The organism is Flavobacterium sp. AED, from assembly GCF_000812945.1.
Classification (GTDB): domain Bacteria; phylum Bacteroidota; class Bacteroidia; order Flavobacteriales; family Flavobacteriaceae; genus Flavobacterium.
Genome location: NZ_JSYM01000001.1, coordinates 1,886,689 through 1,900,963 on the forward strand (window position 1 = coordinate 1,886,689; position 14,275 = coordinate 1,900,963).

The window sequence follows — 14,275 nt, forward strand, 5'->3', positions numbered from 1 at the left end:
CATTTTGCCCATTACGAGGAAAAAAAATTAACAGATAATAAGAAAGTAGTTATCTTAAATTGATTTTTAAAGATGTAATGGTTGTAAAAAGAAAGTATAAATAAATCAATATTTGTACAAAAAAATTACTTTTTTAATCAAAATTTTGTCCATTGATGATAACAAATCAGACTGAAAGATTGAATTTTGCCTCTACAAAAAATATTCCTGATTATCCAGATTTTCTAGATGTTCAGGTAAAATCGTTTAAAGATTTTTTTCAATTAGAAACTAAATCTGACGAAAGAGGCGACGAAGGGCTTTACAATACCTTCATGGAAAATTTCCCAATTACTGATACAAGAAATAACTTTGTATTGGAATTTCTTGATTATTTTGTAGATCCACCACGTTACACAATTCAAGAATGTATAGAAAGAGGTCTTACTTATAGTGTGCCCTTAAAAGCAAGGTTAAAACTATATTGTACTGATCCAGAACATGAAGATTTTGAAACAATTGTTCAGGATGTATATCTTGGTACAATTCCTTATATGACACCAAGTGGTACCTTTGTTATTAATGGTGCTGAGCGTGTTGTTGTATCTCAATTACACAGATCGCCGGGTGTTTTCTTTGGTCAATCATTCCATGCAAATGGTACAAAATTGTATTCTGCCAGAGTAATTCCTTTTAAAGGTTCATGGATAGAATTTTCTACAGATATTAATAGCGTAATGTATGCTTATATCGATAGAAAGAAAAAATTACCAGTTACCACTCTTTTTAGAGCAATTGGTTTTGAAAGAGATAAAGATATTCTAGAAATTTTTGACCTTGCTGAAGAAATTAAGGTTTCTAAAACAGGTCTAAAAAAATATGTTGGTAGAAAATTAGCTGCCCGTGTATTGAATACATGGCATGAAGATTTCGTAGATGAAGATACTGGTGAAGTAGTTTCTATCGAACGTAACGAAATAATCCTTGATAGAGATACAATTATCGATAAAGATAATGTGGAAGAAATCATTGATTCTAACGTTAAATCTATTTTGTTGCATAAAGAAGATGCTAATCAAGGTGATTATGCCATCATTCATAATACGCTTCAAAAAGATCCAACAAACTCTGAAAAAGAAGCTGTTGAGCATATCTACAGACAATTGCGTAACGCAGAACCGCCTGATGAAGAAACTGCTCGTGGTATTATAGATAAATTATTCTTCTCTGACCAACGTTACAACTTAGGTGAAGTAGGTCGTTATAGAATGAATAAAAAACTTGGTTTAGATATCCCAATGGAAAAGCAAGTGCTTACCAAAGAAGATATCATTACCATTGTAAAATATTTGATTGAATTGATCAACTCTAAAGCTGAGATTGATGATATTGATCACTTATCAAACCGTCGTGTTAGAACAGTTGGTGAACAATTGTCTCAACAATTCGGTGTTGGTTTAGCTCGTATGGCTAGAACTATTAGAGAGCGTATGAACGTTAGAGATAACGAGGTGTTTACACCAATAGATTTGATTAATGCTAAAACATTATCATCTGTTATCAACTCTTTCTTTGGAACAAACCAGTTGTCTCAGTTTATGGATCAAACGAATCCACTTGCCGAGATTACACACAAAAGAAGATTATCTGCACTAGGACCAGGTGGACTTTCGAGAGAAAGAGCAGGTTTTGAGGTACGTGACGTTCACTATACGCATTACGGACGTTTATGTCCAATTGAAACTCCTGAGGGACCAAACATTGGTTTGATATCTTCTCTTGGTGTTTATGCTAAAGTAAACGGAATGGGTTTCATCGAAACACCTTACCGTAAAGTAACTAACGGAACTGTAGATTTAGAGTCTACTCCAATTTACTTAAGCGCAGAAGAAGAAGAAGGAATGATGATTGCTCAGGCAAATATTCAAATGGATGCTACAGGAAAAATTACTGCCGAAGACGTAATTGCACGTCAAGAAGGTGATTTCCCGGTAATTGAACCAACAAGAGTTGATTATACTGATGTTGCTCCAAATCAAATTGCTTCAATTTCAGCTTCTTTGATTCCTTTCTTAGAACATGATGATGCGAATAGAGCCTTGATGGGATCTAACATGATGCGTCAGGCCGTACCATTAATTCGTCCTGAAGCTCCAATTGTTGGAACTGGTTTAGAGCGTCAAGTAGCTTCTGATTCTAGAGTTTTAATTAACGCTGAAGGAGATGGAGTTATTGAATATGTAGATGCTAATATTATCACTATCAAATACGATCGTTCTGAGGAAGAAAGAATGGTAAGTTTTGAGCCTGATGAAAAAACATACAATTTAATTAAATTTAGAAAAACCAATCAAGGAACAAGTATCAACTTGAAACCTATCGTAAGAAAAGGGGACAGAGTGATTCTTGGTCAAGTATTATCGGAAGGATATGCAACTCAAAATGGTGAATTAGCTTTAGGTCGTAACCTAAAAGTTGCATTTATGCCATGGAAAGGATATAACTTCGAGGATGCGATTGTAATTTCTGAAAAAGTAGTTCGTGACGATATTTTTACCTCTATTCACGTTGATGATTATTCATTGGAAGTTAGAGATACTAAATTAGGTAACGAAGAACTAACGAATGATATACCAAACGTTTCTGAAGAAGCTACTAAAGATTTAGATGAAAATGGTATGATCAGAATTGGAGCCGAAGTTAAACCTGGCGACATTCTTATCGGAAAAATTACTCCAAAAGGAGAATCAGATCCTACTCCGGAAGAGAAATTGCTTCGCGCAATCTTCGGGGATAAAGCAGGTGATGTAAAAGATGCTTCATTAAAAGCTTCTCCTTCTTTACATGGTGTTGTTTTAGACAAAAAATTGTTCGCAAGAGCAGTAAAAGATAAACGCAAACGTACTCAAGACAAAGATGCTTTAGGCGCTTTAGAAATGGAATTCGAAACTAAATTTGTTGAATTAAAAGATAAATTAGTAGAGAAACTTTTCTTAATCGTTAACGGAAAAACATCTCAAGGTGTAATGAATGATTTGGGTGAAGAAGTTTTACCAAAAGGTAAAAAATACACACAAAAAATGCTTTATGCAGTTGAAGATTTTGCTCACTTAAGTAAAGGTCAATGGGTTGCTGATGATGCAACTAATAAAATGGTTAATGATTTAATTCATAACTATAAAATTAAATTGAACGATTTACAAGGTGCATTACGTAGAGAGAAATTCACTATTACTGTTGGAGATGAATTGCCAGCAGGAATCTTGAAATTAGCGAAAGTATATATTGCGAAAAAACGTAAACTGAAAGTTGGGGATAAAATGGCTGGACGTCACGGTAACAAAGGTATTGTTGCTCGTATCGTTCGTCATGAAGATATGCCTTTCCTTGAAGATGGAACGCCAGTAGATATCGTGTTGAACCCACTTGGTGTACCTTCACGTATGAACATTGGTCAAATTTATGAAACTGTTCTTGGCTGGGCTGGAATGAACTTGGGTAGAAAATTTGCTACACCAATTTTTGACGGAGCAACTCTTGATCAAATCAATGAATTGACTGACGAAGCTGGAATACCACGTTTTGGACATACACATTTATATGATGGTGGTACAGGAGAGCGTTTCCATCAAGCAGCAACAGTAGGTGTTATCTACATGTTGAAACTTGGACACATGGTTGACGATAAAATGCACGCACGTTCTATAGGTCCATACTCGTTGATTACACAACAACCACTTGGAGGTAAAGCTCAATTTGGAGGTCAACGTTTTGGAGAGATGGAGGTTTGGGCACTTGAAGCTTATGGAGCATCAAGTACACTTAGAGAAATCTTGACTGTGAAGTCTGATGATGTTATTGGTAGAGCAAAAACTTACGAAGCAATCGTTAAGGGTGAATCTATGCCAGAACCAGGATTACCAGAATCATTCAATGTATTAATGCATGAATTGAAAGGTCTTGGACTTGACATTCGTTTAGAAGAATAATATAATATTTGTCTCAAGTAGAGGCGTTGCATTGCAACGTCTCTACTTTGGCATTTATAAAAGTTTTTAGGATTTAGACCCGTAACCCGTTCCGATTTTTTATAAAATTTCAAAAGATTTTATAACTAGCACTTCAAAAAAATTGTTTGAAGTTTAGAGAAGTAATCCGAGGTAATATGTAGAGAAGTAGTATGGCTAAGTCTCCATAAAATCAATTTTTTAATTGCAAATAAATCAATAGTAAAAACTATGATGAATAATAGAAATAATAACAATAAAGATAAAAACCCTGTAAAAAGGTTTAATAAAATCTCAATAGGACTTGCTTCTCCTGAATCTATTTTGAAAGAATCAAGAGGTGAAGTATTGAAGCCGGAAACTATCAACTACAGAACACACAAACCAGAACGTGATGGTCTTTTCTGCGAAAGAATTTTCGGACCAGTAAAAGATTTTGAATGTGCTTGTGGTAAGTATAAAAGAATACGTTACAAAGGGATCATCTGTGACCGTTGTGGTGTAGAAGTTACAGAGAAAAAAGTACGTAGAGACAGAGTAGGTCACATCAATCTTGTTGTGCCAATTGCTCATATCTGGTATTTCCGTTCTCTTCCAAACAAAATTGGTTATATCCTTGGTCTTCCATCTAAGAAATTAGATATGATTATCTACTACGAAAGATACGTAGTTATCCAAGCTGGTATTGCTAAAAATGCAGATGGTGAATCATTACAAAGATTAGACTTTTTGACAGAAGAAGAATATTTAAATATCTTAGATACACTTCCTGCAGACAATCAATATCTTGATGATTTTGATCCTAATAAATTTGTTGCCAAAATGGGAGCAGAATGTATTATGGATTTATTGGCAAGAATTGATCTAGATGCATTGTCTTACCAATTGAGACACAATGCTAATAATGAAACGTCTAAGCAACGTAAAACTGAAGCATTAAAAAGATTACAAGTTGTTGAATCTTTCCGTGAGTCTAACTTGAACCGTGAGAATCGTCCGGAATGGATGATTATGAAAGTGGTACCTGTTATTCCGCCAGAATTACGTCCACTTGTGCCACTTGATGGAGGTCGTTTTGCAACTTCAGATTTGAATGATTTATACCGTCGTGTAATTATACGTAACAACCGTTTGAAAAGATTAATGGAGATTAAAGCTCCAGAAGTTATCTTGAGAAACGAAAAACGTATGTTGCAGGAATCTGTAGATTCACTTTTCGATAATACACGTAAAGCTTCTGCAGTAAAAACAGAATCAAACAGACCATTAAAATCATTATCTGATTCCCTTAAAGGTAAACAAGGACGTTTCCGTCAAAATTTACTTGGAAAACGTGTGGATTATTCTGCTCGTTCGGTAATTGTTGTTGGACCTGAATTGAAATTATCTGAGTGTGGTATCCCAAAAGATATGGCAGCAGAATTATACAAGCCTTTCGTTATCCGTAAATTGATAGAAAGAGGAATTGTAAAAACTGTAAAATCAGCTAAGAAAATAATAGATAAAAAAGAGCCTGTAGTTTGGGATATCCTTGAAAATGTAATCAAAGGTCACCCAATATTACTGAATCGTGCTCCTACTTTGCACAGATTAGGTATCCAAGCATTCCAACCGAAATTAATTGAAGGAAAAGCAATCCAATTGCACCCTTTAGTTTGTACTGCATTTAATGCGGATTTTGATGGGGATCAAATGGCAGTTCACTTGCCTTTAGGACCAGAAGCTATTTTGGAAGCACAACTATTAATGTTGGGTTCTCACAATATTCTGAATCCTGCAAATGGTGCTCCAATCACGGTACCTTCTCAGGATATGGTTTTGGGTCTATATTATATGACCAAAGAACGTTTATCTACTCCTGAGCTTAAAATTTTAGGAGAAGGAATCACTTTCTATTCTGCTGAAGAAGTAAATATTGCTTTGAATGAAGGAAGATTAGAATTGAATGCTCGTGTGAAAATTAGAGCTAAAGATTTTAATGATGCTGGAGAATTAGTGTATCAAATTATCCAAACTACTGCGGGTCGTGTATTATTTAATGAAGTAGTACCGGAAGCAGCTGGATATATCAATGATGTATTGACTAAGAAAAACCTTAGAGACATTATCGGACACGTTTTGAGTTCTACTGATGTACCTACAACTGCGGCTTTCTTGGATAACATGAAAGATATGGGTTACAAATTTGCCTTTAAAGGTGGATTGTCATTCTCTCTTGGGGATATTAGAATTCCAGATCAAAAACCTAAATTAATTGCAGACGCCAGAGAACAAGTTCAAGGTATTTCTGCTAATTATAACATGGGTCTTATCACTAATAACGAACGTTACAACCAAGTTATTGATGTATGGACTTCAGCGAATGCTCAACTTACAGAGTTAGCAATGAAAAACATTAGAGAAGACCAACAAGGTTTCAACTCTGTGTATATGATGCTTGATTCTGGAGCGAGGGGTTCCAAAGAACAAATTCGTCAGTTAACCGGTATGCGTGGTTTGATGGCTAAGCCAAAAAAATCTACTGCTGGTGGTGGTGAAATTATTGAAAACCCGATTCTTTCTAACTTTAAAGAAGGTCTTTCTATCCTTGAGTACTTTATATCTACTCACGGTGCGCGTAAAGGTCTTGCGGATACGGCTTTGAAAACGGCCGATGCAGGATATTTAACAAGAAGATTGCACGATGTATCTCAAGATGTTATTGTTAATATCGAAGATTGTGGTACATTAAGAGGTGTTGAAGTATCAGCATTGAAAAAGAATGAGGAAATAGTTGAATCTCTAGGAGAAAGAATTTTAGGACGTGTTGCATTGCAAGACTTAATCAATCCTTTAACTAGTGAGATTTTAGTTAAATCTGGTGAGCAAATTACAGAAGTTATAATGAAAGCAATTGACGCTTCTCCTATCGAGAAAGTGGAAGTTCGTTCCCCATTGACTTGTGAAGCGTTGAAAGGTATTTGTGCAAAATGTTACGGTAGAAATTTAGCTACTGGTAAAATGACACAAAGAGGTGAAGCGGTTGGTGTAATTGCAGCACAATCTATTGGAGAACCTGGTACACAGTTGACATTACGTACATTCCACGTTGGTGGGGTTGCGGGTGGTATATCTGAAGAGTCTAGTATTGTTACCAAATTTAATGGTAAACTAGAAATTGAAGATTTAAAAACGGTTAAAGGAGAAGATAGTGAAGGTAATGCAGTTGATATTGTAGTTTCTCGTTCAACTGAATTAAAATTGATTGATGAGAGAACAGGTATTTTATTAAGTACTAATAACATTCCTTACGGTTCTAGTATCTTCGTTAAAGACGGTCAATCTGTTGTTAAAGGAGATGTGATTTGTAAATGGGATCCATATAATGGAGTTATCGTTTCTGAGTTTACTGGTAAAATTGCTTACGAAGATTTAGAGCAAGGTCAATCATTCATGGTTGAAATTGATGAGCAAACTGGTTTCCAAGAAAAAGTAATTTCTGAATCTAGAGCTAAAAAATTAATTCCAACTTTATTGGTTTACGGTAAAGACAATGAATTAATTCGTTCTTATAACTTACCAGTTGGAGCCCACTTGATGGTTGAAAACGGTGAGAAAATTAAAGCAGGTAAAGTATTGGTAAAAATTCCACGTCGTTCTTCTAAATCAGGAGATATTACAGGAGGTTTACCTAGAATTACAGAGTTGTTAGAGGCTCGTAATCCTTCAAACCCAGCTGTTGTTTCTGAAATCGATGGTGTTGTTTCTTTTGGGAAAATCAAAAGAGGAAACCGTGAGATTGTTATCGAATCTAAATTTGGTGATATTAGAAAATACTTGGTTAAATTATCAAGCCAAATTTTAGTTCAAGAAAATGACTTCGTAAGAGCAGGGGTACCTTTATCTGATGGTGCAATTACTCCAGACGATATTTTAAGAATCCAAGGACCAGCAGCTGTTCAACAGTATTTGGTAAATGAAATTCAAGAAGTATACCGTTTACAAGGGGTAAAAATCAATGACAAACACTTTGAAGTAGTAATACGTCAAATGATGCGTAAAGTAAGAGTACAAGATCCAGGTGATACTTTATTTTTAGAAGATCAATTGATTCATACTAAAGACTTTATCGTTCAAAACGATAAGTTATATGGTATGAAAGTAGTTGAAGATGCTGGAGATTCTAGTGCTTTAAAAGAAGGACAAATTATTACGCCTCGTGAGTTGCGTGATGAAAACTCTCTTTTGAAACGTACTGATAAAAATCTTGTTGTAGCTCGTGATGTTGTTACTGCAACAGCAACACCAGTTTTACAAGGTATTACAAGAGCATCACTTCAAACGAAATCATTTATTTCTGCTGCATCTTTCCAAGAAACTACTAAAGTATTGAATGAAGCTGCTGTTGCAGGTAAAATCGATTACTTAGAAGGATTGAAAGAAAATGTAATTGTAGGACATAGAATCCCTGCCGGAACTGGTATGAGAGAATATGATAATACGATTGTAGGTTCGAAAGAAGATTATAATGATATGATGGCTAATAAAGAGGAATACATTTATTAATAATAGGATATGAGCAATTCAAATCAACAACAAGAACAAATCAACATTGAGTTGGATGAAAAAACTGCCGAAGGAATTTATTCTAATTTGGCTATAATCAATCATTCTTCATCTGAATTTGTTTTAGATTTTGTAAGTATCATGCCTGGTATTCCTAAAGCTAAAGTAAAATCAAGAATTGTCTTGACACCGCAACATGCCAAAAGATTGTTGAAAGCGATTGGAGAAAATATTCACCGATTTGAAGTCGCTCACGGCGAAATAAAAGATAGTGAACAACCTTCAATACCACTTAATTTTGGTCCTGCAGGACAAGCATAATTCTAAGTTAAAGATAAAAGGCTCCAGAAATGGAGCCTTTTTTTTGTCTTTTTTTTAATGAAAAGCCTTTTTTAAATTATTATAATTCAATCTTTTTCTTTGTTTTTATTTAAAAAGTTAAAAAGGGAAATGGTTGATTACCTCATATTAATACTATAAAATAAATTGAGTTTTTATTGAGATTTTGTCGCTTTGACGAGTATTAAGGCGATTCATCGAAAATATTTTTTATTAGAAATTTAATGGTATAGTTTCGTATCAGAATAAGAGAAACATCTTATTAATTTTAAAAAAAAAATACACAAATGAATCATTTTTCAAAACATACTAATAATAAAATAAACAACAACTTTTTTATGTTGCTAGTAATTATTTTATTGTCTAATGTTTCTGTTTTTAGTCAATCTACTGAAAATACTGTAGCAACTAATAATACTACTGAAGTTTTGAATGTAGTAAAACAAGAAAATGTTTCAACAAATAGTTCTTCTTCAAATACTATGAATTTTGTACTTTGGTTTATGGGGTCAAAACAAGATCCTAATAGCTCTATTTCAAAAGAAGGAATAAATACAAAAAAACAAATTATGACTTCTGGATTGGCTCCTAATAGATTGTTAATTAAAGCATTTTTAAAGAAAGCAGTAAGTTTAGAAAGTACAATTGCCTAAATTTAAATTGATTTTATAAAATATAAAAAAAACGCTAATTTTTAATTAGCGTTTTTTTTTATGTGTGTCGTCCTGAAATAACGGTGCACAATTTATGTCTAGCCTAAATTATTGTTACAGTTAATAGACAAATTATCATTAAATGTGATAATTTTAATTTGTCAGTATAATTTAAATTATTTATAAAATTTTAGTGTTAATTTTATCCACATTTAGTTTAAAAATGGGTTTTGTAATATGAAAAATTTTTTTTGTGTTTGTTGTTTAGTGTTGTTTTCCATAGCTGTTTGGTCTCAAAAACCAATTGAAAAATATAGATTTGTTAATATAAAAGAAAACATTTCCCAAATTGGCGTACATACAATAATTCAAGACCACTACGGTTTTATTTGGCTAGGTACCAGTGGAGCTGGATTAAATAAATTTGACGGAAGTGATTACAAAACATATAAATTCAAACCAAACGATCCTACCTCATTAAGTAATAATATTATCAATTGTTCTTATCTTGACAATATGAACAGATTATGGTTTGGTACAGACGAAGGACTCAACTTATACGACTACAAGAATGATTGTTTTAAAAGAATTCTTTTATCTGAATTCAAAAAAAATAAAAGAAATGTTTCGGTTAAGAGTTTGATAGGAGATAAGAAGGGGAACTTATTTATTGGTACTGTAGAACTAGGATTATTCAAGATGGATTTAAATAATTTTAAGGTTGAAAAAATATTATGTCAAGAATCTAACTTAACTTCAACTATTACGATAAATGCGCTTCAGGCAGATGCTAAGGGAAAGGTATATGCTGGAACTGATAGAGGTCTTAAAGAGTTTGACGCTAAAACAAATACACTTAAACGTTCTGTTTTTAAAAATAAAGAAGGGCTTAAGTCCATCAATGACCCTATTCAATGTTTATTAATAGAAAAAAATAATATATGGATTGGAACTATGTCTACAGGCTTATTTAAAATTAAGAGCAATGATAATAGTAAAGATCATTTATTAGAGATAAATCATTTTCAAATTTCTCAAAATCGTCTTTTATCAATTATTACTTTACCGGACAAAACCTTAATGTGTGGTACGGAGAATGAAGGGTTATTTCATATTGACTCCAATGGTAAAATTTTAAATCATTATCTATCAAGTAAATACGAAAGAAAAAATATTCTGTCTAATTCTATTTGGTCTTTATTTTTGGATCGTAATGAACGTATATGGATGGGATATTACAATGCAGGAATTGGTGTTTACGACAAGTTATATGATAAGTTTGAAAATCTAGAAAGTATACCTGGCATTCCTAATTCATTACAAATAAATTCTGTTACTGCTATTGTAAAAGATCATTTTAATAAATTTTGGTTAGCTATGGATGGAGGAGGTATTGATGTTTTTGATCCTAAATCGAGTCAGTATACTCATATTGGCCCTACAGAAAACAAGGTGTTTTCGGGGCTGACCAATAATTACGTAGAAGCATTATTTATTGACAGTAAACAAAATATATGGGCTGGTACTTGGAATGGAGGGGTATATTTTTTAAAGAATGGCGATAAAAAATTCATTAATTTCACAGTAAATAATTCAGGTGGAGGTTTAACCTCCAATAATATCATCAGTATTACGGAAGATTTAGAAGGAACTATTTGGTTTGCTAGCTGGGACAAAGGTCTGCATTCGTTCAATCCGGAAACAGGAAAATTTACAAATTACAGGTCAGGGCTGTTTTTAAAACACGGTATTTCAGATAGTTACGTGTCTAAAATATTAGTTGACAAAAAAGGTAATCTTTGGGTAGCGACAACAAGTTTAGGTTTGTTTAAGATTAAAAAGTTAGCAGGGAATACGTTTTCTATTGTATCAATGGCTAATAGGATGTCTAAAGAACTTAAAAATTACGCAAAAACTGACGCCGTTTGGTCACTATATGAAGGAGAAGACGGTTCAATATGGATTGGAACAAGAGGTGGTGGTTTGTGTAAATACAACGGTAAAACTGATAGTTTTAAATGGTATAACAGACTAAATGGTTTAGAAGCCGATAATATAGTGGGTATTATTGGAGATTTAAAAGGAAATATTTGGCTTAGCTCAAATTCAGGAATTATAAGATTAGACGTTAAAACCAATAGGTTTACTAGTTATACAAAAAATGATGGACTTCTTTCTAATGATTTTAACCGAAATGCTACTTTTAGAGATGAACAAGGAATTATTTATTTTGGTAATTATTTTGGATTAGATTATTTCAATCCTTCAAATATTTTAGTTAATAATGTTTTACCATCTTTATATTTAACTGACTTTAAGATATTTAATAAAACGGTTACCACTAATCAGAAAGGGTCGCCTCTTCAAAGTGCTATTGGTGAGACGAAGAGTATTACTTTAAATAGTACTCAATCTGTATTTACAATTGAATATACAGGCATTAACTATACAAGACCCGAAAAAAATCAATATGCTTATTATCTTGAAGGTTTAGAAAAATCATGGAATTATGTTGGTAGATTAAAAAGTGCCACTTATACAAATTTGGAACAGGGTAATTATATATTCAAATTAAAATCAGCCAATAGTGATGGTAAATGGAATAAAGAAGTATTAGAACTAAAAATAACTGTTTTACCACCTTGGTGGAAGTCAAATATGGCTTTGTTCTCTTATGTTGTTTTGTTACTTTTAGGGGGCTATTATTTTAATAGGATGATGCTTATTAGGTTGAATAAAAATAAAGAAATAATTATAGAACAAAATATAAGATTGCAAGAAAAGGCTTTAAATGAAAAAAAGTTTCAGTTTTTTACTAACATATCCCATGAATTAAGAACACCTCTTACCTTAATTATGAACTCTATTGACGATATTATTAGAGATGATACCTTAAACCTCGCAACACGAACAAAAGGAAAGCTTAATATTATTAATAAAAACACCAACAGACTTTATAGGTTGATAAACGAGCTATTAGATTTTAAAAAACTTGAATCAAATAAATTAAAGGTTAAAGCTGTGAAATTAAATTTAGTAGATTTTATTAAAGATGTTGTAATCCATTTTAGAGAAGAATTATCTATAAAAGGAATAGAATTTGATCTAGATTCAGATGTAGCAGATCTGTCAATTTGGAGTGATGCAGATATGTTGGAAAAGATTATTTTCAATATCCTATCAAATGCTATTAAGGTTACACCAAATGGTGGGACAATCAACATCAACCTTCAATCAACGGATAAGTTATTCCATTTACCTTTAGTAAGTAAAACTGAGGGGGTAAAAGCGGTAGAGATTATTATTTCTGATACGGGTCCGGGTATTGAAAAAGGAGAATTGGGAAAAATATTTGAGCGTTTTTATCAAGTTGAAAATTTAAATAAAAGTTATTACGGAGGTACAGGAATTGGTTTAGAATTGGTTCGAGATTTTGTTAGGTTACATAAAGGCGAAATTGAAGTTGACAGTAAAGTAGGAGAAGGAACTACTTTTACAATCATATTGCCAATAGGCAAGTCTCATTTTGATGATAATGAAATACTTTTAGATAGTATAGAGGTTCAAGTTAAAAAGAAACAAGCACTTACATATCTTGAAATAGAAAAGGAAAAGGGAATTGATATAGATGAAAATCTACATAAATATACATTGTTAATAGTAGAAGATAATTATGAACTTAGAGATTATTTAAAAAAAGAACTTGAAAATGAGTACAAGGTTTTAGTTGCTAATAATGGAAAAAGTGGAATTGATTTAGCTAATGAGTTCCTTCCGGATATTATATTAACAGATGTCATGATGCCAGAAATGGACGGGTTCGATTTTTGTAAAAATATAAAGAGAGATTTAAGAACAAGTCATATTCCTGTATTAATGCTTACTGCCAAAACTGAAATCGAAGATAGAATAGAAGGTATTGAAGTGGGTGCTGATGCTTATATGGTTAAGCCTTTTGATATGAGGCTATTAAGGTTGCGCTTGTCCCAGTTAATAACCAGCAGGCAGTTAATTTTTAATAAATATTTTAGTTTAATTAGTGAAGTGCCTGAGGGAATTAAAACATTATCCTTAGATAAAGAATTTATTGAGAAAGTGTTAAACTATATTAAAGAGAATATAAGTAATCCGGATTTAAATGTAGAATCACTTGCTACTCAATTAAAATTGAGTAGGAGCCAGTTTTATAGAAAAATTAAAGTGCTCACAAACCAGACCGCTAATGAGTTTTTAAGAAATGTTCGACTTCAAAAAGCAAAACAAATTTTGGAAAACGACAATGTAAGTATAAGCGAAGTATGTTATAAAACTGGATTTTCTTCCCCTTCCTATTTTACAAAATGCTTTAAGAGTTATTTTGGTATATTACCTACAGATGTTAAAATCAAAAAAAACGAGCTTTGATGATTGGTTTATTCGATTAGAAAATCAGTATAGAATCCTCATTTTTAAATCCACCAAATACACTATTCCAAAAAGGGTGTAAGTTGAAATGGATATGTAATAAAAACGACACGCTCCCCAAAAGGTTGTAAGTTAAAAAGTTAGGTTTCGATTTTATAATCGGAGCCTTTTTTTTAATATAATGGTAAATTGGTTTAAAACAATTTACCAATTTTGAATCGGCCTGGACTATTTTTTGGGTGCTTCCCTTAAAGCCAAAAAATATTGATTTTAGAACTGTCTCATCTGTGAGGAATGACAATTTATTTTTGGTGTATTTTCGAATTTTACCAGTAAGATTTTCAATTA

5 protein-coding genes are annotated in these 14,275 nt (G+C 32.6%); all 5 read left to right on the forward strand.

Annotated features, from left to right (window positions below):
- Positions 1-155 precede the first annotated feature (155 nt).
- On the forward strand, positions 156-3,968 hold the full coding sequence (rpoB, locus tag OA85_RS08365; protein ID WP_039109064.1) for a DNA-directed RNA polymerase subunit beta: 3,813 nt from the start codon (positions 156-158) through the stop codon (positions 3,966-3,968).
- A 249-nt stretch (positions 3,969-4,217) separates the two neighbouring features.
- Positions 4,218-8,531 (forward strand): DNA-directed RNA polymerase subunit beta', encoded by a 4,314-nt coding sequence (rpoC, locus tag OA85_RS08370; RefSeq protein ID WP_039109065.1) that lies wholly within the window; start codon positions 4,218-4,220, stop codon positions 8,529-8,531.
- A 9-nt stretch (positions 8,532-8,540) separates the two neighbouring features.
- Positions 8,541-8,852 (forward strand): DUF3467 domain-containing protein, encoded by a 312-nt coding sequence (locus OA85_RS08375; RefSeq protein WP_035670440.1) that lies wholly within the window; start codon positions 8,541-8,543, stop codon positions 8,850-8,852.
- A gap of 305 nt (positions 8,853-9,157) precedes the next feature.
- The gene (locus tag OA85_RS08380) at positions 9,158-9,523 is read left to right on the forward strand and encodes a hypothetical protein (protein WP_039109066.1); all 366 of its coding nucleotides are present in this window, start codon (positions 9,158-9,160) and stop codon (positions 9,521-9,523) included.
- Positions 9,524-9,760: 237 nt separating this feature from the next.
- Positions 9,761-13,927: a two-component regulator propeller domain-containing protein gene (locus OA85_RS08385; RefSeq protein WP_039109067.1), complete on the forward strand. Its 4,167-nt coding sequence runs from the start codon at positions 9,761-9,763 to the stop codon at positions 13,925-13,927.
- Positions 13,928-14,275: the final 348 nt, after the last annotated feature.

What these genes read in the sequence shown, in the direction of transcription:
- rpoB (WP_039109064.1), top strand. Translation starts at nt 156, where the DNA reads ATGATAACAAATCAGACTGAAAGATTGAATTTTGCCTCTACAAAAAAT.
- rpoC (WP_039109065.1), top strand. Translation starts at nt 4,218, where the DNA reads ATGATGAATAATAGAAATAATAACAATAAAGATAAAAACCCTGTAAAA.
- OA85_RS08375 (WP_035670440.1), top strand. Translation starts at nt 8,541, where the DNA reads ATGAGCAATTCAAATCAACAACAAGAACAAATCAACATTGAGTTGGAT.
- OA85_RS08380 (WP_039109066.1), top strand. Translation starts at nt 9,158, where the DNA reads ATGAATCATTTTTCAAAACATACTAATAATAAAATAAACAACAACTTT.
- OA85_RS08385 (WP_039109067.1), top strand. Translation starts at nt 9,761, where the DNA reads ATGAAAAATTTTTTTTGTGTTTGTTGTTTAGTGTTGTTTTCCATAGCT.